This window comes from Vibrio chagasii (genome assembly GCF_002954585.1).
In the GTDB taxonomy this organism is placed as follows: domain Bacteria; phylum Pseudomonadota; class Gammaproteobacteria; order Enterobacterales; family Vibrionaceae; genus Vibrio; species Vibrio chagasii_A.
Genome location: NZ_MSCI01000001.1, coordinates 34,507 through 57,062, shown reverse-complemented (window position 1 = coordinate 57,062; position 22,556 = coordinate 34,507). Strand labels below are relative to the sequence as shown.

Below are 22,556 nucleotides of genomic sequence, written 5' to 3'. Positions count from 1 at the left end.
AGTGCTAGTTTTACTTTTGAGATGCTGGCTTCGAGCGAGAACGAGACGGTTTATTCGCCGAAGGCTTATTTGTTGATGGCTTGTTTGATGACTTACTCGGTCCGTAACTACCACCGTATCCAGACTTCTTCGCCTTGCCAGAGCTTGTCGGCTTACCTTGGTTGTTTTTTGAACCTGAACGACTCTGTGAACCCGAGTGGCTTGGTGAATTAGATTGGTTCGAAGCTGGCTTCTTACCTGTATTCCCAGGCTTGAAGTTACTGCCATTATTTCTTACTGACTTCTCTTCACCCGCAGCAGTTGAACCGTTTTCAGCTGGCTTCCTAGCGCGTGTAGGTTTACGTTTTGGCGCAGAACCTGTACCTGGTACATGGCGCTTGTTCTTGCCTGCAGGCTTATGACCGCGAGCATTATCACCCGAGCGTTGGCCATCCACATGTTCACGTGGTTGTTTCGCTTTCTTCGGCTTTTTAGGCTTAATTGGACGCGTATCCAAGCGAGACTCAGGTAGCTTATTAACTGGCGAGAAACCTTCCAGCTCGCGACGCTCTAACACTTGCTGGATTAAGCGCTCAATTGCGAAAAGCTCACCAACTTCATCTGCACAAACCAATGAAATTGCTTTACCAACTTCACCAGCACGGCCTGTACGGCCGATGCGGTGTACATAGTCTTCTGATACGTGTGGAAGGTCAAAGTTAACCACTTGAGGTAATTGTGGGATATCAATACCGCGAGCCGCAATATCAGTTGCAACCAATACTCGAACCTTACCTGTTTTGAAGTTCTCTAGCGCTTTAGTACGAGCGCCCTGGCTCTTGTTACCATGAATAGGTGCAGCAGTAATGCCTTGTTCATCTAGGAAACGAGCTAGCTTATTAGCACCGTGCTTAGTTTTGCTAAATACCAACACCTGACGCCAATCATTGTCTTTGATCAGCTTCGCAAGCATTGGGCTCTTTCTCTTCTTATCGACTGGGTAGATGCTCTGCTCAACCGTTTTCGCCGCTGAGTTTGCAGGGCTTACTGAGATTTCAACCGGGTTATTAACCAAGCCTTTCGCTAGGTTGCGGATATCATCAGAGAAGGTTGCAGAGAACAGTAGGTTCTGACGTTTCTTAGGTAAGAAAGCCAAGATCTTACGAATATCGCGGATAAAACCCATGTCTAGCATACGGTCCGCTTCATCTAGGACTAGGATCTCAAGTTGATCGAAACGCACAGCATTTTGGTTGTATAGATCAAGCAAGCGACCCGGTGTTGCCACCAGCACATCACTGCCTTTACGCAGTTTTTGCATCTGAGGGTTAATTTTTACGCCACCGAATACAACACTCGAAGTCAAAGGTAGATTGATACCGTACTTAACAACACTGCCATTCACCTGTGCAGCAAGTTCACGAGTCGGTGTTAATACTAATGCGCGCACTTGGTTCTGACGAACACGAGGGCCTTTTGACAGCAATTCAAGAATAGGTAGCGTGAAGCCAGCAGTTTTACCTGTCCCTGTTTGAGCAGCGGCCATTACATCTTTGCCCGTCAGGACAGCTGGCACGGCTTTCTCTTGGATTGGTGATGGCTTATCGTAACCTTGTGCTTCAATAGCTTTAAGGATTGGTTCTGAAAGGCCAAGGGAGGTAAAACTCATAGATTCTTTTCTCAGTTGAATAACATTTAGTACGAGCGACAAATGATAAAAGGGTGCCGCTGCAGCTTTTGCTGATCAAATCATTGATACGGAGCAAAGCGCGGTATTCTGAGGCTTTTCCCCACATTCAGCAACTAAATTCTAATCGCAACTGAGATTATCTCTGGGTTATCTGACGCTTCTGGTCGTACATTTTTTCATCAGCGGCTTTCAAAAGACCATCGACATCACTATAGCTGTCGTTATAAATCACCCAACCGACACTGATTCTGAGATAAATAGAGTGCGCCTCGTAAACAACGGGCGTTTCGCAGATTGCATCTTGTAGTTTTTTGGTAATCGATGCCACATGTTGCTCATCAATAATACGCGGTAGTAGAACCAAGAACTCATCCCCGCCAATTCGTGCGACAATATCAGAAGTACGTAGCTTACCCTTAACTCGCTTTGCGCACTCAACTAACACCTTGTCACCCGCTGCATGCCCGTAGGTGTCGTTGATCGCCTTAAAACCATCGAGATCGATGTTCACCACTGCAAAGGTTTTCGTTGGCTGTTTCTGTACGGTTCTGAATGCTTGCTTAAGGCTATACATAAAGTAACGGCGGTTTGGCAGCATCGTTAGCTCGTCATGCATCGAGCGACTATCTGCAATCCGGTATAGGCGATAAATCGCAATAAAGGCAATCGCAAGCATCAACATTATGGTGTAGCCCACGAGCCTAACAGCTTGAATTCGATACCAAGGTACATCCATTAGCACATGTTCATTACCCGATAGTGCTAAGTACCATCCCCCATAAGGAAAGTTAACTTGTTCGGTAGTAAAGGCATTGCTAAACACCTCTTGCGTCCCATAGAACACCTCACCATCTTTACCGGCACTGTTTGTACCGCGAATGGCTAAGTTATATTTGTTTTCAATTTTGCCAACACCTACATCTTCTAACAGTGCATCTAGGTCGATAACCGCGCTCGATACGCCCCAATAGTTTTGGTTAAAAGGAGGATCTCTAAAGATAGGGGTTCTTGTTATTAAGGCTTGCCCACCCTGGAACAGCTCAAAAGGGCCCGCAATAAAGGTGTTACCTATGTTGCGAGCGATCTCAACCGACTCCCATTGGGTTGGATGGTCTCGATAGTCAATACCTAGGATTTGTTCGTTGCCTTCCAGTGGATAAACAAAATTAAGTACATCGTTCTCAGCGAGGCCGATTAAGCGAATGTGGAAGCCATCTCGAATGATGTTCTGAGCAATCTGGTCCCAACCTTTTTGGTCTCCATTAGGATTGATCGTCACAAGTGTTGAGAAGTTATTGAGAATATACATGTCTGACACGATCGTCGCTTCTATGCGAGATCGAATAATGGAGAGTTGCTTTTTGGCGACCGAATACGATTCATTTTTAAGAAAGGTCAATTGCTTGGCGTGAAAATGCTCAATTGCACTCACGACAACAAAGAAGAATAACAACGATAATACTTTGGCAGGCCACTCCTTGCTAAAACGACTTGGCATTCGAGAACCTCTAACACTATTGTTCTGTTTACTGCCTTTAATCGGCTCATTTCTGGCTTGTTTTTTCAGTATGCCGACAAGCGATTAAAAATCCATACTTTAAGTCTGGTCTACATTCATTATTGAGTCATTCATCACTCATAGCCAGTTAACTACACTGATTACCCAATCAAAAAACCTAAATGAGCCTTATAAAGCTTACATTGTATTGACCCAAACCTTACATTAAAGGATTCATCAGTGTTATTTTATACTCACGATTAATCAGCTTGGTACTTTACTCATATGAAGTTAAAAACTCTCACTCTGTGCACCTTGTTATCAACTTCTGTTGCCATTGCGTTCCACGCACAAGCTTCCTCTGAAACAAACGAGGCTATTGACGTACAAGAGAACCATAACGCAACAAGCGTACCAGCTGCTGTTCAATCGCAAGCTGAATCTCTCTACTCTCAAGAACAATCTTTCAAACAATCCGCCGACTTGATTCGTCAGACCTATGAAAGCCAGCTTTACACGCTTCCAGCCTTTAAAGAGGGGCATTACGGACTGCGCATGTATCGTCAAACATTAGATGATAAATACGCAGCAGCGGTATGGAGCGATATGGCTCGCGTGGCAAGTAAGCTCAGCAGCCTGTCTAATGACGTCCATACCATGGAGCAGATCGTTCTCTATTCAGAAAAACGAGTGGCTTCTTATGTCGGCGATGACGATGAGCGTAGCGTACGACGTTACAACATTACCAAACATATGCCCGAGTACCTCTACCTTGGCGTAGAGCTTCTGGGCTCCATGGCCCGTGCCAATGAATACGGCTTAGAGCATAAGAACGACGCCAAACTACGCGAAATCATTCGTCGCTATGACTTTTCTCGTTATGTCACCAATGAAGACATGGTGAAAGCGTGGGCAGCTCAGCTCGCTAATCAGGTTTATTGGCTGCGCCAACTGGGTGAGCAAGATGTCGTTGATGAGTTCGTAGAAACCTTTAAAAAAGCCTACCCTGACGACAAAGATAAAAAGCTCTCTAGCCAGCAGTTTGGCAATAAGATTTACGGCATGACACACGTCATCTTCGGTGACTCTGAGTACTATCAACATCAAGTCAGCGAACAAGAACACCAATGGATCTACGATTACTTTAGAGAGAACATCGATACTATCCTGCTACGTACGAAAGAAGATGTTATTGCCGAGGTTGGCTTAACCTTCCTATTGGCAGGCCTTGAAGATGATCCAGTGGTAGAGAAGACTCGACTTGCTATCCAATCCTCGATTGATAAGAAGCGCGGTATGATCCCTTCAATCACCGGTGATTTTGATCTTGAATACGGAGAGCACCGCAACGTATTGGCAATCATGTTACTTGACTGGCAACAGGTGAATGAAGCACCAACCTTCAAAGGAAACCCAAAGGTATTTAAAACGATTCCTTACGGGCTTGTTGAGAATAAATAGAACACTTAAGCCAGACGACAAAAACCAAAAAGCCGCACACCTTTAAGGCATGCGGCTTTTTAATACCTGACACATATGAATAGCACAGACGAAGCATAACGCTAAAACGCTCAGACAGCCTTGTTCATCACTATAGTGAAATCACCTTCGGTGTATCCCTCAATCAAAGAGACATCGTCACACAGCGTTTTACAGAAGCGATAGACGCCCTGGGGGTGATAACTCATCAAGGTATTGCGCGAAGGGTACTGGCTAGAGTTAAGAAGGTTAAATATGACGGTTTGATTTGCTAGGTCAAACATCCGAGTAATCATATTCGTCAGGTAATCAGAATCTCGACAAATGTAATTCAATGAACCGCTAGCGATAACCACGTCATGGGTTTCAAGAGGCATCTTGCTCATGTCACCTGCAATAAATTGGCATCGATCTTCTGTGTATTTTTGCTTGGCCGTTTTAAGGAAGCCAGAGTGCTGGTCAACACCTGTGTATGATTGGAGACGATAAATGCTGTCGAGTAGTTCAAACAGATCTCCGTAACCACACCCTAAATCCAAAACACTTTTTTTCTCAAAGTCTGTAGCGCGCGCGATCACTTCGAAGCGACAAAATTGGCTCTCTTCGTTGGTCCAACCTAGAGACTTTGCTCTGTCCCCTTTCCAACGATGGGTTTGCTTTCGGTGATACCAATACACCTTAAAACGATCGCGCCAATGCATTACACGCAACTCAACGACATAGTCAGACTTCAGAGTCGTTAGTAAATAAACCACCGATCTTGTAGCCAATGGCATAGCAAACCGCGGCAACGGTCGCGAACACCAGTGCTGAGAAGAAATACGCTGCCGATGCTGCTACACCTGCGCCCCAGACAACACTAAATACCAAACCGAGATAAGCTTCTTTTGGCCACTGAGAGATAGGAAACTGTTCACCACCAGCAATAAGATAAACCATCGCAAATAAGCCAATGAAGGTGGTGATAAGACCAATGAGAACGCGCATGTTCATGGGAAGACCTTTAATTTGTTGAATTTGGTTGCCACTATTGTTCATCGGTACCAAACATCGCTACTCGAAACCGCATACTGCTAATCGCAACCTAATAATATTCAAGTATATAGGATAAAAGAGGCTTGCTCTATTACTCTTCAGAGTGAAGCTTTACGCACTCTACAGCACGAAAAACCTAGTCCTTATCCCATTCGACTTTGTAATAGACACAAAAAAAGCGGAGACCTTCTTTACGTAAACTCCGTAAACAAGGTCTCCGCTTTGACTGAATCTAGCGGCTTTTGCTCAATCTAGATTAAAGCAGGATGAAGATACCCGCTAAACATGCACTCATTAGGTTTGCTAGCGTACCAGCAGCGACGGCTTTCAAACCTAGGTTCGCTACTTCTGCGCGACGCTCTGGTGCCATTACACCGATAGAACCCAGTTGAATCGCAATAGAGCCGATGTTAGCAAAGCCACACAGGGCAAATGTCACAATCACTTGGCTGTGTTCAGACAGTAGCGCTTTGTTTTCAACGAAGTCGATGAAAGCAACAAATTCGTTCATTACGATCTTCTGACCAATGTAAGAACCCGCCATTAATACTTCATCACTCGGGATACCGATTAGCCATGCTAGTGGTGAGAATAGGTAACCGAAGATAGCTTGCAACGTGATACCCGCAAAGCCGAACGTATCACCTAGGCTTTCTAAGCCAGTGTTGACCATGGCAATCACACTCACAAATGCAATCAACATCGTACCAACAGCTACCGCAACCTTCATACCGTTCATTGCGCCGCTAGCCAATGCATCAATTACGTTGCTTTGGTCAGCTTTATCTAGCTCAATGTGGTCGTAGTCACTCGGTGTGCTGCGTTCAGGAACGATGATCTTCGCCATTAACAAGCTACCCGGAGCCGCCATGAAGCTCGCAGCAATAAGGTATTTAAGTTCAACACCCAAGCCTGCATAACCACCAAGCACACTACCAGCTACCGATGCCATACCACCTGCCATTACAGCAAACAGTTCAGAACGAGTCATAGACTTTAAAAAAGGACGAATAAGAAGAGGAGACTCACCCTGAGAAAGGAAGATATTACCAGTCGCAACCAGAGATTCAGCTTTACTTGTGCCAAGCAGTTTTTGCACCGCTCCACCTAAGATTTGAATCACTTTCTGCATGATGCCTAAGTAATAAAGCGCAGAGATCAAAGCACTGAAGAAGATAATGATTGGAAGTACGCGAACCGCGAAAATGAAACCTTCAGTAGCAAGATCACCGAAAAGGAAAGCAATACCCGCATCAGCAAAACCAAGCAGGCTAGAAACACCATTACTTAGACTTGTTAACGCTAACTGTCCCCATGGGAAATACAAAACTAAAGCTGCGAAGCCGATTTGAAGTAGTAGTGCACGAATCACCGTTTTCCAGTTAATCGAAGAACGACTTTCAGATAGCAGGTACGCGCAAGCAATCAGTGCAATAACACCGACAAAACCAAATAGAATATTCATAATGTGTCCTAGTAATCCTTATAGAGTGAACATGAGCCAAGCGAATGACATCAAAGGAACAGGACAAAGAACCGCAAGCAAAACGCTACGCGATGAAGGGGCCAACAAAGTTAGCGACTGTAACAACGAGTTGTTCATGTAAAAATCACCTTATACAAGCAGTGGAACGTAGCTGGTCCGGTCCGTGGGGTCATTCACATATCCATGTGACGGCTTGTATTGGCTAAGCACCGGCTTAAAACCGGAAGAGAAGTATAAACAGTTGATTGAGACTTTCATCACATTTTTTAACGCAAACGATCGCGCGGTCACAAAATATACAAAACGAACTAATTACCGCGATAATTCACTTTGTTAGTAATAAATAGGATAAGTACAAGTCACACTAAAACAAAAAGCCACAGAGCGTGGCTTTTTCAAAATATGATAGAAAACGAAAGTGATTAGTTTAGCAATGCACTTTTCACTTCAGTGTCTTGGAAGATTTCTTCGAAGCGTTGTTTATAAATAAGTTGCATCTCATTGATGATTGCACCGCCATCAGGCACATCATTCTCGCCTTGGAAGTTTTTGCTGAGTAACTTTTTGCCCGCTTCATCATAAATAATCACATTAACGTTGTACCAAGAATTGTCCGTGAACGCGTGGAAGTCATACTTCCATTCATTCAAGACGAACATCATTGATTTATTGTTGAACGCTTTCATCTGCTCAGCCACCTTGGTGATATCCTCTTCCGGTGTCGTTTCTACCGACTCAACGGCTACTTGCTGTTTTTTCAAACCTGCTACCAATCTGTCAGTTAAAAACTGAGACATGGGCTGCTGTGTCGCCGTGTTGTAAGTATAAGGAATACCTAATGAGCTACGAATGATGCCCTCGAACTTTGGCTCTTTGTCTTGATCAAGAACATAAGGGCGCTTGTCGATCACTGCGATAGTCAGTGCTTTTTCTTGCGGGACTTCGTTGAGTTGAGGCGCACTCTGCTCTGCGGTTAATACTGTTGCACAGCCAGAAAGCCCTAGAGATACTGCAGCGAGCAGCAAACTGACGAGTTTTTTCATTAGATTTACCTATCTTATTGTTTTGAATAGGCTGTTCTAACAAACATTGCCTCGCCCCGTAAATATTCATCAAACCAATAATTTATATGGTCTTTATTTCTATAAATTAGCTCACATATCAGGTTGAATTTATTGATACCTAAATCAATAAAATGCTAACTAACAAGCCCTTGTAAATGAGAGTTATGAAATGAACAAAATATGTTCAAACCATGTAAATCACCAAGTAAGCGCTTAGTTAATTCTGTGTGATTATTAGCAGTTTTCTGTGCTCTACCTCATTTACCGTGACTTCAAGATTCATCTTAAGTTTAGATGCGTATATACTTTGTAGGTATCTCACCAAATAATATCTATAAAATACTAATAGAGCTGATCAGATATAACAGCCTTTGAGACTAAGAGAGGAAACACGTGAAGAAAATGGAAGCTCCGCACGATATGAACATTGGAGCTAAATTCAAAACAAATAGACACGGTTATGTGACAGTAGTTGAATATTATAATACTCATACTGTTATCGTTGCGTTTGAAAACACCGGAAATATTCGAGCTATCAGTGCGGCTAAATTACGTACAGGTCAACTAACTGATCGTTCGGTTGCTCCTGAGTCAATTATGATTGGCGAACAGGTTGAATCGGTTAAACACGGAATATTAACCATTACTCAAGTTGAGTCTGAAAATATTGTTGTGTTAACAAATGCTGACAATGAAGAAATTAGAATGCTATTGCCAGCAGTACAAAAAATGAAAGACAAAGTTGAAGATATTGATGAAGATAAACTTGAAGCATCAAAACCAACTTCTCTAAGCCAGTTAACTAAAAGAAGTAAAAAGACTAAAGACGTTAATAGCATGCTTAAGAAAATGCTTACCGATTACGGAAGATACGATTAATTCAATATTTAATCTCAGCTAAACCTTTCAAGATTCATATTCTAATATCCACATAAAGATCCTCCTCCCTATCTAAATAAAAGACGTCGCATATTCAAGTGAGAACTTAATTTGATCAAGATCCCACTCTGAATTTCTCGCGCAACTTAAAGAGACCTGCGTCACAATCTCATTTTGACTTTGTGACTCAAGTCTTATTGAAATCTCAATATTTCCATTAATATGCTCCCACACAATAAGAGAACGAAGTTTCTCAAACCTTAAAATCCAATCGAGACAAATATTATGAAAAAGATTCTTGTAGTTTGCGGTAACGGCCTTGGTACTTCTCTAATGATGGAAATGGCAGTGAAAGATGTGGCTAAGAAAATTGGTTTTGAAGCTGAAGTTGATCACGAAGATCTATCTTCTGCAGCATCAAGCACTGCGGATATCTGGGTTGCTGCAACTGACGTTGCGAATCAACTGAAAGAAGCAGGTAAAGAAAACATCATCAGTCTACAAAATATTTTTGACAAAGCATCAATCGAAGAACAACTAAAAACTTTCATGTAAGGTCAAAATTATGCAAAACTTTTTCGAGTTTATGCTTGGCTTATTAAAAGAGCCAGCAATCATGGTGGGTTTAATTGCTTTCATTGGCTTGGTTGCACAGAAAGCAGATATTTCCACCATTCTTAAAGGCACAATTAAAACCGTAATGGGTTTCCTAATTTTAGGTTTTGGTGCTGGTGCACTAGTTGGTGCCCTAAATAACTTCTCAGTAGTATTTACTGAAGCATTCGGCGTAAGTGGTGTTATTCCAAATAACGAAGCAATTGTGGCATTAGCACAAGAAGCATTCGGTTATGAAATGGCTCTAATTATGTTCTTCGCATTCGTTGTGAATATTTTATTGGCTCGTTTAACACCTCTAAAATATATTTTCTTAACAGGTCACCACACAATGTTCATGTCTATGCTGGTTGCCGTTATCCTGTCTACAGCGAACATTCAGGGTACGGCTCTAGTCGCAATTGGTTCGATCATTGTGGGCTCACTGATGGTTATCATGCCTGCACTTGCTCAGAAATACACAGAGAAAGTAATGGGTACCGATCAACTAGCGATGGGTCACTTCTCAACATTCTCATACCTGGTATCTGGTTTCATTGGCAGCAAGTTCGGTGACACCTCAAAAACAACTGAAGACATCAATGTGCCTAAGAGCCTAATGTTCCTACGTGACACGCCTGTCGCAGTAGCAACAACCATGGCAATCTTCTTCATGTTTGCTTCGATTGTCGCTGGCGGTGAGTTCGTAGAAACCGTTTCAAATGGTCAAAACTGGGTTGTGTTCACATTCATGCAGTCTCTTGTGTTTGCCGGCGGTGTTTACATCGTACTTCAAGGTGTGAAGATGTTGATTGCTGAAATTGTTCCTGCATTTAAAGGTATCTCAGACAAGCTAGTACCAGGTGCAAAACCGGCTCTAGACTGCCCAATGGTATTCCCTGTAGCACCTAATGCGGTACTTATCGGTTTCCTTTGTTCTTTCGCTGCTGGCCTACTAGCAATGGCAGTACAAGGCGCACTTGGCTGGACAATCATTGTAGCGGGCGTTGTTCCTCACTTCTTCGTAGGTGGTGCAGCGGGCGTTTACGGTAACGCAACTGGCGGTCTACGTGGTGCGATTCTAGGTTCATTCACTCAAGGTCTATGTATCTCTTTCTTGCCTATGCTACTGCTTCCTGTTCTTGGCGGACTTGGCCTTGAAGCAACAACATTTGCTGACTTCGACTTCGGAGTGGTTGGTCTGATTCTAGGGTGGATTGTTTCATGAGTTTATTCGATTTAGTCGGTAACCAAGGCGTTATCATCAACTCTGAAGAAAACCTAACGGTTGATGCTGCGATTGATGTGACATGTTCAACACTACTAGCGAGCAACAAGATTGAAGCAAGCTACGTTGAAGCCATCAAACAAAAGCACAAGGACATTGGCGCGTACTATGTTCTAGCTCCAAAGATTGCAATGCCTCATGCTCGCCCTGAAGATGGTGTAAACGAAGCATCACTTCAGGTGACAGTATTCAAAAAAGGTGTTGATTTAGAGTCGGAAGATAACGGTGACGTTTACCTTTCCATCACTCTGGCGGCAATGGATTCAGATAGCCATATCCATACCATCATGGCGCTATCAGAGCTGTTCCAAAATGATGATGACATTGATGCCATTATCGCTGCAGAAACAGAGCAAGAGATCATCGAGATCTTAAAGCGATACTAACCTCGCTATATTGCTCCTGAGCGAATAAGCCCCCAAATAAAAAGCGATAGCCTCGGCTATCGCTTTTCTGTCTCTGTTTAGTCAATGCCCGTTGTTCATCAAACTCGATTGATTGTACTTACCGATTACTGAACACTTGGTTTGATCATCTTAAAATCATAAAGACCGTCGTTGGCGGCTCTTTCTTTGAATAACAACTCCCCGTTATAAAACGTAAAAGCGAGAAGATCGCGCTCATATTCATAAATATAAGCCACAGAACCATCATTATTGATGATGCGATCGGGCTGCCCTAGTTTCTTCGTCACATCTTCAATGTTCGCTTGTCGGTCGACAAGTTGTTCTAAAACCGCTTCATCGTAACCATCTTCATCCATACAACCTGACAAAGCGGCAACCAAAGCTAGCACTATGATTTTCGTTCTCAACATCTTATTCCTTTAATGGTTTTTGCAACCATATCAGTAGCCTTGCTCAATCACTGTAAGTCATTGTAAGCGCCGCGAATGAAAAGAGGGAGAATTAGAACTGCTCTAAGATGATCACGTTTCGTAAATCGGGTAAGCCCACTTATCCGTCGATAGCTCAAAACAATACTGAGCGTGCTTCTTCAAACACTCAAACACTTCACGATCGAGCTTATCGTTCTCAACATGCTCAGTCAAAATCGCCATCGTCTCTTCCAGTGTCATTCCCTTTCGATACGGGCGAGATTGTGTCAATGCTTGGAACACGTCGACAACCGCTACAATTCGACTGGGCTGATCCAGTTCTTCTGCTGTTTTACCCATTGGATAACCAGAACCGTCTAGCCTTTCATGATGATTCGACGCCCACTCAAAAATCTGAGGTGAACTGAACAACTCTTGCAGTGCGAACCTTGTATCCGTTGCATGGCGCTTAATACAGCAATACTCCTCATCAGTGAGTAGGTCTGGTTTGTGGAGGATATCACTTGGCGTTTGCAGCTTACCGATATCATGTACTAACCCTGCTAGATAGAGCTTACGCTGCGTTGTATATGAGTAACCCAGTTGCTTAGCTAGATACTCTGAAAGCTGTCCTACCTTCAACGAGTGCTTAAAGGTAAACGAGCTCTTGGTATCCACCACATTGGCAATAAACTCTGCAAAAGCGACCGTTTCATCCAACGACATTTGTTGAGAAAAGAATGGCACGGGCTCAAAATTATCCCTCATGTTTTCAATGTAAGGGATCTCCATCGAGAACCAGAAATCGTCCAAGTCGACAAGCTCACACATATGTTGCACAAGGTTAGTTTCGAACATCTCGTCCGCTTGCTCAGTCAAACGTTCGATAATGCTCACTTTTCCATCTGGGGTGAGGTTGCCATAGCGATCGGAAGAGGTAATGCCATAGAGATAGTCAACCCTATCGGCAAGCATGACAATCGCGGCCAGTTCTTTCTCTAATTCACTAATAGGTAGCGCTTTAAGCTCCACCCAAGGAGTATGATGATAAAGCACTGGTTTAGAGAATATGGAAAGTACGGGACACTCTTTTAATATTTGGTAGCCTTTCTGACAATGGTGGTGGGTGGAATCAGGGACAAAACCTGAGACCAAACTGAGCTGTTCATCAACTTGGGATATACCACAATCGTGAATAAGCCCTAACGAGAACGCAAGCTGTGCTTGTTCCTCTTCCCAGCCCACACTCAGGGCACAGCGGTAAGCGATATAACCGACTCGTTGCCCATGATTTTTGCTTTCAAAACCTACGTTATCAAGCGCCTTAGCTATACCAAATAGAGCCTTTCTAAGGTCTACGGTTACGTCTTGGCAATGTTGATTCATTACTTAAGCCTAGAATTTTTATTGTTCTTATATAGTTAGGCTGCCAATACTAATGCATAGCTAATGTTTATATACACAACTAATGTAAGGTTTAATGAGTTTCGTGATAGATCTTACGTATCACGGAAAAATCGCGCTACAAATGGTTGCATATTAAAAAACATGCGACATCATGTTTTGCCGACTAAAATCCACTCAACTGAACAGTCAAAAAAGGAAATGCATGTTTAAAACAGTTATCGATGACGAATTGTCTATTGCTTTGGTTGAAGAGCGTTTCGCCTCTCACTACGCGGAAATCTCACAAAGTCAAAATGAGTATTTAAGTCAGTGGCTTGCATGGCCGCCACATTGTAAAACCGAACAAGATTTTAGGCTCTTCGTGCAGCGCTCATTACACGATTACGCAGAAGGTAAAAGCATGACCTGTGCCATAGTGTACCAAAACAATATCGTTGGTAACTGTAGTTTCAATACCATTGATCATGATATGCAAAAAGTAACGATAGGTTATTGGCTGTCTGAACCATACCAAGGAAGGGGAATTGTGACGCGCGTGGTTAAAAAGTTGATTGATATAGCTTTCAATGAAATAAATATGGAGAAAGTTGAAATATCTGCCGCCGTTGAGAACCAAAGCAGCCGCAAGGTTTGTGAGCGCTTACAATTCAATTTAGAAGGCATCATTACACGCAGCGAGAACTTAAACGGTCGTATCGTTGACCACGCAATCTATGGTCTTCACCGTTCAAAACAGTAGCCGTTTCCGGTTAAAAAAAGTCATGGTTTGAACTAATCGGTGTCAGTTCAAACCATGGCTTTTGTTTTTCCTAAACGAGTGTAGATTCAATAAAGATAAATAACGGTTAAGCCGCCTTAGCTATCACAATCGTGAATCTAGCCCCACCATAACTGCTACCATCGATCTTGATACTCCAACCTAACTTCTTAGCCGCAGAGTTTGCAATGGCAAGCCCCAATCCAAAACCGCCGGTTGAAGCGCTTCTGCTCGAGTCTAATCTAGAAAATGGAACAAAGACTTCATCACGACGCTCCTCAGGAATACCAGGCCCATTGTCCTCAACGACCACTAACCAACTTTCTGAGTTTTCATCCAAAGTCAGCCAAACATGGTCTTTAGTGTAGTTGCCAGCGTTCTTAAGGATGTTATCAAACACCAAGCGAGCCATTGAGCAATCACACTTTATCGTGCTGTCTTGATTCACCTTTGATTCAAAAGTCACATTGTCCAACTCAGAATAGCGAATCCGGTCTAAACAATATTCAAGTAAGCTCGCTCTTACTTTCACCAACTCGAAGAAGGAATTGTCCATAACATTCAACTTCGAGAGCATAATGATCTCTGATGTGAGTTCGTTGATATCGTCGACATAAGTATCGATATCATCAAAAAGTGCTTGATGCTGCTCAGGCGCTCCTCGTCTCAGTATGTCAGTCGCTAACTGTATTCGGCTCAACGGCGTACGAACTTCATGGGGAATTGCTTGAGCAAATATATGGCTCTCTTTCACCTTACTTTCTATCTCTTCAGCCATGCAATTAAAACTGCTAGCCAACTCGGAAACAGGATGAATATATTCAGTCTCAGAACGCGTACTCAGTTTACCTTTACCAAACTGTTTCTGTTTCTCAACTAACGACTCAATCCTCTCTTGAAAGCCCCTAACCGGTAAGTAAACACTAGCTCCAATCGCAATGATGACCGCGAGCAGAAGTCCAAGTAAAAAGTGCCGCTCGGAATCCTCATACCATTCAATTTCAGGAGAAAAGAAGTCCCCTACTTCACAAAATGCAAAGCTAAACTTGGAATTCGGCAGTTGGTACACAGCCGAGTACCAATTGTTTTCGTTGAGGTAAATAGGCACACCGTTTAAGATGGTATGTAACTCACATCGTTGACAAGGAGGTTCTCCCGACCAATTCTCTAACAGGCGTAAATTGAAAATAAAAAACTGTTGGTGACCTGTTCTATCGAGTTCCTTGTAGAGCGAATCTTCTTTGTCGCGATGCTGGATATACTGTTCAACAAAGTACAACCCATCATTGAGAAAAGTCTCAATCTCTGTTCTTCGCATATGTCCTTCACCAAGGTGTAGGAACAAAAAGATTGTCGTCGACATCCCTGTAACAATACCAAGGTAGAGCCGAGCAAACATCGAAACAGAGCGAAGCTTCTCTTTAATAAATTTAAGCAACCAGCATATACCCCTTATTACGTACCGTACGTATTAACTGTTTGTCTTTTGCGTGAACGCGCAGCTTTCGGCGTAAACCAGATACACGCATATCAATCGAACGATCGTTAAACGTGTAATCTATTCCTCGGAATAATTGGCAACATTGGTCTCGGGTAACGACTTGGCAAACATTCTTAACAAGAAGGTTCAAAATCTCAAACTCTGCGGATGTGAGTTTCAAGTTTTGTCCGTATAAAGTGGCACTTTGGGCTGCACTATTGATAACGATCTCACACTGGTTTTCTGACACCGTTTCCACCTTTGTTGTAGCTGGCGTTGCACGTCTCAATAGAGCTTCGATTCGGGCCAGCAATGCATGCCCTCGTATCGGCTTAGCGACATAATCATCAGCACCAAACTTAAATAAGCTTACTTCACTCATTTCATCTGCAGAGGCAGTCAGCACTAAGATCATTCCATTGTAAAACTCACGAGCCTCTCGGCAGATTTGCGCGCCACTCATACCTGGTAGCATAAGGTCCAACAGCACTAAATCAGGTTCAATACTTCGGATAGCTTCAAGTGCCAAGTTTCCCTCATGAACGACGCTCACTTCATACCCTTCCGCTTCTAGGTAGAGTGTGGTTAAACGAGCGATCTCTTGGTCATCTTCGACAATGAGTACTTTGGTTTTCGACATATCTATCACCAGTATTTATTAAAAGCGTGGGCAGTATATATACTGGTCATATATCATCAATATTGTTATTAGAGTCAAGAGTTTACCGTACGCAAAACATAATGATCATATTTGTACATCTACGTTTACAAAATTAGACATCAGGTCGTCTGCAAGCCTCGATTTATATAGGCTCCGCAAAATGACACCGATTGCGTTTAATGTCGTATTCCATCCTAATCGCTTACACTTGCTTTATTTTCTTACCTACACTTACATTAAGATTGTTTACAAAAAACAATCAAATCAACCATCTTTTAACCAGTTACACCACAGTTTATAAAACCAAGAAACAGACTCCATTTAGATTAAAAAACCAGAAAATTCGACTAGCCACTAAAGGAAACCGATTACCTGTTTCACTCATCAGCACTTTCCTTTCTTGTTCCCCCATTCCTTCCTATTAAGTCATTACCACTTCAAGTAACATTCACAACGTCAATAGATCGCTTTGTAATTTGTCATTTAATCACTCCTTAGAGGGCCCCTCTTAAAATGAATAAACCGCTTTCACTGTTACTGGCTACATCTGCTTTATTTTCAGCACCTTTACTTGCTGATACGGATAAGCAAGAAACGATAAAAAAGATTCAATCTCAAGTGAGTTCTTGGATTGATATTCAGGTCGCTCCGCAAAGCAGCATTATTCAAAAAATGGTCTTTGACTGTGAATTCTACAGCGCGACGCCTTATATCAAGTCTCCAGATGGCAGTGAAAGCAGCTCAGGCTCATACCGTTTCTACTCACAAAAAGGTGTATTAGGTACCGTCACTGAACCGTTTACGACTCAGCCACTGCCTGAATTAACCATGTGCTTAAAAAAAGACTTCACCCTAGCGAATCAAGACCAAGCCCAGCTCCTATTCGAAGCTATCGAAACGGTCTATCCAAATCATTCTATGTTTGATGAGAACTTCCCTAAGGAAATCATAAAGAAACCAAATGGATGGCACTTTATTGATGGTGAAATGTTCGATGATAAAAAAGGCTATATCATCGAGACAACTCCGGAAGGGAAAGTGACTAAGATTATTCGCTCATTAAACCTATAAACACGCCTTTCTCACTAACATGGAGAGGGGTTGATTTGTATTAATAAGTCACCGAAGTAGGCTGCCTACTCGGTGGCATCCAACTAAAACTTCCTCACGTAGAGTCCAGCATGATGACAAGTTATCAATCTTTCGAGTACCTAAAATGCCCTATTTGGATATATGACATCGATAACAAAAGAATCACATGGGCAAACCAAAGTGCTCTTCCTTTGTGGGAGGCGGAATCTTTGTTTGAACTGACATCACGCGACTTTAGTGTCGAGATGTCAAAGGCAATAGAGGCAACTCTCGAAGAGTATCAAAGACAATTTCTACGTGGTGAAAGCATTAAAACATGGTGGAACTTCACCCCCAAATACATAGCCAAACGCGCACTGTGCCAGTTTTCTGGTATTCCTTTACCAGATGCTCGAACCGGCATGTTAGTTCAAGTGGTTGCCGAAGAAGGCAGTCTTAAACACGATCTCGCTTACTCAGACGGAGCAAACCTTTCTCTACTATTTGACAGCTCAGGTAAGATAGTAAGCACTAACTCCGCGTTTAATCAAAACTATGGCTCACCCTTTACCACCCTCTCCGATTTTCTTTCCAGCGAAGAAACCGCAGCCCATTGGCTAATTTCAGCACGAACGGGGCAAGAGATCCTTGAAGAAGTGAGCTGTACTATAGGTGACAAAACCCATCACTTTGACGTTCAAGGCAAGTGGTTGTTCGACAAGAGTGAGCTACTGTTAGACCTAACCTGTACCACCAAGCAAAAAGAAAAGCTGATAAAAGCCAGGTACAACGCGGAACACGATTGCTTAACAGAACTTCATAACCGTAGAGGGATCACCAACTTACTACAAACCAGTATTGCCTACCGTTCCCCTTTTGAGTTGATGTTTGTTGACCTTGATGGCTTTAAGCTCGTCAATGACACCTATGGGCATAGCGTGGGAGATCAGCTGCTAAAACAAGTCGGTGAACGCCTAAAACAACTAGTTGATGAAACCTGCATGATTGGTCGCTTTGGTGGCGATGAGTTCATCGTGATTGCTCACGCCTGTCGAAACCAAAACATCCCACTGCTTTGCACACGCATTATTGATGCATTAAACCGAAGTTTTCACATCAGTGGAATTGGTACTCTTTCTGTAGGTTGCAGCATTGGTACTGCAAACTTTCCAGATAACGCCATAGACCAAGAGTCATTACTAAAACAAGCGGGCATGGCAATGCACATGGCAAAAGCTAACGGACGTAACCGCTTCCAAACTTTCACCCCTAGCTTAGCTCGTGCGCTTCATCGAAAAGTAGAAATTCGCCATCGCTTAGCTCGTGCTCTAGAGAATGAGGCTCTCGCACTGCACTACCAACCGATCATGAATACCAGCAGTGATAAAGTGAAAGGGTTTGAAGCACTGCTACGCTGGTCAGATAAAGATTTAGGGGACATTAGACCTGACGAGTTTATCGCTCTAGCAGAAGAAACAGGTCAGATAGTTCCGCTTGGAAAGTGGGTGCTCAACTCCGCACTTAAGCAGCTATCCATTTGGCACCGAGAATTTGATAACCAGCTAATGATGAGTATCAATATCTCCAGTATTCAAATGCATGCAACTTTTGCAGACCAACTGTCTGCAATGCTTAACTTCTACAATATCCAACCTCAGAGCATCGCCCTTGAGATCACTGAGTCATCCATGATTTTCAAACATGGCGAAGTTAGACAAGCGTTGTGCGACATTGCCAAGTTGGGTGTGGAGCTGCATCTGGATGATTTTGGTACTGGTTACTCTTCACTATCTATGTTGCATGACCTACCTATTAATACCGTTAAGCTTGATAAGAGTTTTGTGCACGGGTCACACAAAGGCAGCAAAGCCATTGTTCAAGCAACCCAAGCTATCTGTGACAAGTTAGGGCTAAAAGTGGTCGCGGAAGGTGTTGAGACAGAAATGCAGAAGGACTTCTTGGTCGACTGTGGATACCAATATCTGCAGGGGTTCTTGTTTAGTAAACCAATCCCTTCAAATGAAGTCGAAAGTAAGTTTTTATTCCTTCGATAAGTCAGTGTTATTCACTTGAAATGGCGAGTGAATAATAGTGGCGAGTATAGGCTCATACATCGTGTATTTGGCCTAATAACCGGCTTGAACATGTCGATCTATTAACACTCATCAGCAGTATGCTTCTCACTCATAAAATCTCGCCTTTGTCTCAATATTTCAGTTAGTTACCCGATCTTTATGTCAATTCTTGTTCAGCTCAAATGTGACTTTTAGCGACTCATATTTGAGCTTCGATATTTTGTAGACTGCTTTCGTCCATACAAAATGAGAAAGAAAATCATGAAAAAGAACCACTTAATCTTACCTGCCTTCGCTGTTGTTACAGCTTGCTTTCCATTGTCTGCACTCGCAGGTGACCGCGACAACTCTATTGAGGCCGGTGTGACATTTATTGGGAATCAAGAGCTGGCAACCTTTGGCTATAGTAAAGCCCTATCGAATAATATTGTTGTAGGTGGTGGCTTTTCATTAGGTACGGAAGCGGTAGATTTAGACGAGCCAAACTCACAAGATGCATGGGGCTTATGTTCAAGCATCGCATCGGCATATTCAAGATAATCGCATAGATGATGATGGTTATTTGCAAATACTTGATAAACCAGACCAGTTTTTTGTCATTAATGTACAACGTACCAGATAAACTTAACGGTACCAAACCCCATATAAAACCTTATTTTTACCAAGCACAAAACCATAAAAATATTCTAGTAATTTTTATAAAAGTCTTGCCAATACGAATAAAAAGGTTAGTGTTATACACATATATATCACCATGCAGTTTTAATTATGACCGAATGGAAAGACGACCAACCGATCTTTAGGCAGCTTGCCACTAAGATCAGCGACCAGATTCTGCAAGGTATTTGGCTAGAGCAACAAGCCCTGCCCTCTGTGCGCGCTGTTGCTGCTGATCTTAAAATCAACCACCTTACCGTCATGAAAAGCTACCAGTTACTGGTTGATGAAGGCTTAGTTGAAAAGAAGCGAGGCCAAGGTATGTATGTAGCCGAAGGTGCACTTCAAAAACTAAAAGAGTCCGCACACCAAACTTTCATCAACACACAGATCCCAGCCATCGCTGAGACGCTAGGCATCATTGATATGAGTGTCGAAGAACTCGTGAAACAGCTAGAACAACATATAAAGGACAAGTCATGAGTACTTTACTTTCCGCGAAAAACGTCACTAAAACTTATTCGAATCAAGTGGGTGTAGAGAACATCAGCTTCGAACTAAAACCTGGCCAAATCCTTGGCTTACTTGGCCATAATGGCGCTGGTAAATCGACTCTCATCAAGTCACTACTTGGTGGGCATAACTACCAAGGTGAAATCGAAGTCAACGGCTACCACCCAATCCACCAGCATGCAGAGCTAATGCAGCACCTATCTTACATCTCTGATGTAAATGTGCTCCCTGAATGGATGACCATCAAACAACTACTTCGTTACACCGAAGGCGTACACCCGAGTTTCAACCGACAAAAAGCCGAGCAAACCCTGAGTAGCACGAACATTAAACTCTCTTCCACGATCAAACAGCTCTCTAAGGGGATGAAAGTACAAGTTCACCTTGCGATCATCATCGCAACTGACACTCAGGTACTGATCTTGGATGAGCCAACACTTGGCCTAGATTTGATTTACCGAGATACCTTCTACCGCCACCTGTTGGAATGGTTCCACGATGGCGAGCGTGCGATGATCATTGCTAGCCATGAGGTTTCTGAGATCGAACATCTACTGACAGATGTACTTATTCTCAAACAAGGCCGCTGCGTGCTGCAGAAGAGTATGGAAGATATCGAAAGTGATTACTTCATTATCGAAGTTGCTAACAACCACTCTAGCGACATTCAAAAATTGAAACCACTCACTTCACAACAGGGATTAGGAACGACTAAATGGCTATTGGAAGGTCAATACAAACCACAAGTTGAATCACTAGGTAACATCTACAACGTTGGTCTTGCCGACCTATTCCTTGCAACACAGACGGAGAAGGCATAATGCACCCAAGTTTTTATATGCTAGAAAAAGAACTTATCGAGCACAAAATCAATACTCGATTACCTCTATTCGTTGCGTTGTGTGGTTTGTTACTGTTCGTGAGTCTGTTCTTTAATGGCGCGGCACAACATGAGTTTTTCTTCCAGATGGAAGTTAACGGCGATGTGAGCGACATCCATAGAGAATTTGCACAAGACCTTAACTCTGTGCTCTACTTTGGCGCGGGCTTAATTTCACTGCTGCTTTCAACGCTGTATATCCCAAAAACACTGCGTAAAGAGCGCCAAGAAGGCAGCTCAATGTTTTGGAGAAGCATGCCGGTATCGAATGCTCTGACTCACGGTGTGAAGCTAGGCTTTGGTTTAGTGGTGATACCCGCTATCTGCGCCCTATTAGTTCTATTTGCCGATGTTCTATTCTGGATTCTAAACGTATCTAGCGAACAACAACTGGCGCTATTAGTAGAACAGCAATCACTATTTTATGTGATCACCAATTGGTTGGTATTCTTTGCTCGAATGCTGCTAGTTGCCTTGGTGCTATTACCGTTAGCGACAATGACACTGGCGATCTCGCAGCTGGTTAATTCGCCATTGCTTGTCATGTTTGTTTCAAGCTTTGCAATCAAATGGCTGGCTATCGCACTGTTCGGTTTCTATGGCATCAATGACTTCTTTTCTGTTATCGCTTCACTACCGATGAAAGTACTTACGGCAAGTAACCCGTTCAGTGCACTCTCTGACGTCTCTGTCTTATCTTTGAGTATTTACGTCTTGCTTGGTATTGGTGGCTATCTACTGAGCCTTAAATTAAACAGAACGGACGATGTAAGCCTAAAGACACTGTTCCAATAACAGGTTACAAAGCCTATCGCGTGATGCGTAAATAATGAAATCAAAGCTTCTGAGAAATCAGGAGCTTTTTTATTGCCCGTAGTTTCTGTTTGGAGCTTGGGTGTGGAATCGTTGTAATAAGTAGAGAGTATGCTAGGTAACAGATTAACTGTGTAAGAGGTTTGCTTTGAGAGGTATTAATGAGCTGACATTAAATTGCATTGTTATTAATGCCTGCCAGCTCTTTGATGGATGATTTCTTTAGCTACCGACCAGATGAAGGTCATTGAGAGTGCTATCGAAATCGGTTTGTTTCATTTTTTAGCCATTGATGGCTGTGATTGAAAGCCTTTCAGCTTTGTAAATTTTTAGCTTTATTACTTGATATGTAAAGCTTATTTCTTTGAAGCTTCTTTCGAAGTGTCTTTCCAGTATTGGATACGAACGCGATGAAGCTGTGCTCTTCTCATTT

22 protein-coding genes are annotated in these 22,556 nt (G+C 42.8%); 12 read left to right on the top strand and 10 right to left on the bottom strand.

All coding sequences use genetic code 11. The annotated features are described in order from the left end of the window. Positions 1-10: 10 nt before the first annotated feature. Together BTO10_RS00280 and BTO10_RS00275 are read right to left on the bottom strand one after the other, a co-directional pair. Positions 11-1,648 (bottom strand): DEAD/DEAH box helicase, encoded by a 1,638-nt coding sequence (locus tag BTO10_RS00280; RefSeq protein ID WP_105023140.1) that lies wholly within the window; start codon positions 1,646-1,648, stop codon positions 11-13. Positions 1,649-1,805: 157 nt separating this feature from the next. Next, positions 1,806-3,167 (bottom strand): diguanylate cyclase, encoded by a 1,362-nt coding sequence (locus BTO10_RS00275; protein ID WP_105023139.1) that lies wholly within the window; start codon positions 3,165-3,167, stop codon positions 1,806-1,808. Between the two features lie 285 nt (positions 3,168-3,452). Between BTO10_RS00275 and BTO10_RS00270 the strand changes: the two genes are divergently transcribed. Further along, the gene (locus BTO10_RS00270; RefSeq protein WP_105023138.1) at positions 3,453-4,628 is read left to right on the top strand and encodes a DUF3541 domain-containing protein; all 1,176 of its coding nucleotides are present in this window, start codon (positions 3,453-3,455) and stop codon (positions 4,626-4,628) included. Between the two features lie 110 nt (positions 4,629-4,738). On the opposite strand, the gene BTO10_RS00265 is transcribed toward BTO10_RS00270, so the two are convergent. The 4 genes from BTO10_RS00265 to BTO10_RS00250 all read right to left on the bottom strand — a co-directional run bounded on the left by BTO10_RS00265 (position 4,739) and on the right by BTO10_RS00250 (position 8,210). Next, a complete protein-coding gene (locus BTO10_RS00265; protein ID WP_105023137.1) occupies positions 4,739-5,347 on the bottom strand; it encodes a class I SAM-dependent methyltransferase in 609 nt (202 codons plus the stop codon). 22 nt (positions 5,348-5,369) lie between these two features. Further along, the gene (locus BTO10_RS00260; RefSeq protein WP_105024216.1) at positions 5,370-5,639 is read right to left on the bottom strand and encodes a hypothetical protein; all 270 of its coding nucleotides are present in this window, start codon (positions 5,637-5,639) and stop codon (positions 5,370-5,372) included. Between the two features lie 298 nt (positions 5,640-5,937). After that, on the bottom strand, positions 5,938-7,146 hold the full coding sequence (locus tag BTO10_RS00255; protein ID WP_004740074.1) for a NupC/NupG family nucleoside CNT transporter: 1,209 nt from the start codon (positions 7,144-7,146) through the stop codon (positions 5,938-5,940). Positions 7,147-7,589: 443 nt separating this feature from the next. Continuing rightward, positions 7,590-8,210, bottom strand: a complete 621-nt coding sequence (locus BTO10_RS00250; protein ID WP_105023136.1) for a hypothetical protein — start codon at positions 8,208-8,210, stop codon at positions 7,590-7,592. A gap of 423 nt (positions 8,211-8,633) precedes the next feature. On the opposite strand from BTO10_RS00250, the gene BTO10_RS00245 reads away from it, so the two are divergent. The 4 genes from BTO10_RS00245 to BTO10_RS00230 all read left to right on the top strand — a co-directional run bounded on the left by BTO10_RS00245 (position 8,634) and on the right by BTO10_RS00230 (position 11,378). Continuing rightward, on the top strand, positions 8,634-9,110 hold the full coding sequence (locus BTO10_RS00245; RefSeq protein WP_008217326.1) for a hypothetical protein: 477 nt from the start codon (positions 8,634-8,636) through the stop codon (positions 9,108-9,110). A gap of 285 nt (positions 9,111-9,395) precedes the next feature. Continuing rightward, entirely contained in the window at positions 9,396-9,665 is a 270-nt protein-coding gene (locus BTO10_RS00240; RefSeq protein WP_004740070.1) for a PTS sugar transporter subunit IIB, read from the top strand. A 10-nt stretch (positions 9,666-9,675) separates the two neighbouring features. After that, the gene (locus tag BTO10_RS00235) at positions 9,676-10,932 is read left to right on the top strand and encodes a PTS ascorbate transporter subunit IIC (RefSeq protein ID WP_004740069.1); all 1,257 of its coding nucleotides are present in this window, start codon (positions 9,676-9,678) and stop codon (positions 10,930-10,932) included. Next, positions 10,929-11,378 carry a PTS sugar transporter subunit IIA gene (locus BTO10_RS00230; RefSeq protein WP_008217330.1) on the top strand — a complete coding sequence of 150 codons (450 nt, stop codon included), beginning with the start codon at positions 10,929-10,931 and terminating at the stop codon, positions 11,376-11,378. The genes BTO10_RS00235 and BTO10_RS00230 overlap by 4 nt, the downstream gene beginning before the upstream one ends. Before the next feature lie 125 nt (positions 11,379-11,503). On the opposite strand, the gene BTO10_RS00225 is transcribed toward BTO10_RS00230, so the two are convergent. After that, positions 11,504-11,809, bottom strand: coding sequence for a hypothetical protein (locus BTO10_RS00225; RefSeq protein ID WP_105023135.1), 306 nt, complete (start codon positions 11,807-11,809; stop codon positions 11,504-11,506). A gap of 111 nt (positions 11,810-11,920) precedes the next feature. After that, the gene (locus BTO10_RS00220) at positions 11,921-13,195 is read right to left on the bottom strand and encodes an HD-GYP domain-containing protein (protein ID WP_105023134.1); all 1,275 of its coding nucleotides are present in this window, start codon (positions 13,193-13,195) and stop codon (positions 11,921-11,923) included. 223 nt (positions 13,196-13,418) lie between these two features. On the opposite strand from BTO10_RS00220, the gene BTO10_RS00215 reads away from it, so the two are divergent. Then, a complete protein-coding gene (locus BTO10_RS00215) occupies positions 13,419-13,955 on the top strand; it encodes a GNAT family N-acetyltransferase (protein ID WP_105023133.1) in 537 nt (178 codons plus the stop codon). A 106-nt stretch (positions 13,956-14,061) separates the two neighbouring features. Here BTO10_RS00215 and BTO10_RS00210 read toward each other — a convergent pair whose 3' ends face one another. Next, positions 14,062-15,411, bottom strand: a complete 1,350-nt coding sequence (locus tag BTO10_RS00210) for a sensor histidine kinase (protein WP_105023132.1) — start codon at positions 15,409-15,411, stop codon at positions 14,062-14,064. Beyond that, positions 15,404-16,093, bottom strand: coding sequence for a response regulator transcription factor (locus BTO10_RS00205; protein WP_105023131.1), 690 nt, complete (start codon positions 16,091-16,093; stop codon positions 15,404-15,406). Before BTO10_RS00205 ends, BTO10_RS00210 begins: the two co-directional genes overlap by 8 nt. A gap of 534 nt (positions 16,094-16,627) precedes the next feature. Here BTO10_RS00205 and BTO10_RS00200 point away from each other — a divergent pair. The 6 genes from BTO10_RS00200 to BTO10_RS00175 all read left to right on the top strand — a co-directional run bounded on the left by BTO10_RS00200 (position 16,628) and on the right by BTO10_RS00175 (position 22,105). After that, positions 16,628-17,185, top strand: a complete 558-nt coding sequence (locus BTO10_RS00200) for a hypothetical protein (protein WP_105023130.1) — start codon at positions 16,628-16,630, stop codon at positions 17,183-17,185. Between the two features lie 110 nt (positions 17,186-17,295). Beyond that, positions 17,296-19,239 carry a putative bifunctional diguanylate cyclase/phosphodiesterase gene (locus tag BTO10_RS00195; RefSeq protein WP_105023129.1) on the top strand — a complete coding sequence of 648 codons (1,944 nt, stop codon included), beginning with the start codon at positions 17,296-17,298 and terminating at the stop codon, positions 19,237-19,239. A 282-nt stretch (positions 19,240-19,521) separates the two neighbouring features. Further along, positions 19,522-19,800: a hypothetical protein gene (locus BTO10_RS00190; protein ID WP_258096926.1), complete on the top strand. Its 279-nt coding sequence runs from the start codon at positions 19,522-19,524 to the stop codon at positions 19,798-19,800. A gap of 228 nt (positions 19,801-20,028) precedes the next feature. After that, complete coding sequence (locus BTO10_RS00185) at positions 20,029-20,400, top strand: GntR family transcriptional regulator (RefSeq protein ID WP_004740059.1); 372 nt, start codon at positions 20,029-20,031, stop codon at positions 20,398-20,400. Continuing rightward, positions 20,397-21,251, top strand: a complete 855-nt coding sequence (locus tag BTO10_RS00180; RefSeq protein ID WP_105023128.1) for an ABC transporter ATP-binding protein — start codon at positions 20,397-20,399, stop codon at positions 21,249-21,251. The genes BTO10_RS00185 and BTO10_RS00180 overlap by 4 nt, the downstream gene beginning before the upstream one ends. Next, positions 21,251-22,105 (top strand): hypothetical protein, encoded by an 855-nt coding sequence (locus BTO10_RS00175; RefSeq protein WP_105023127.1) that lies wholly within the window; start codon positions 21,251-21,253, stop codon positions 22,103-22,105. Before BTO10_RS00180 ends, BTO10_RS00175 begins: the two co-directional genes overlap by 1 nt. The last annotated feature ends 451 nt before the right edge of the window (positions 22,106-22,556 follow it).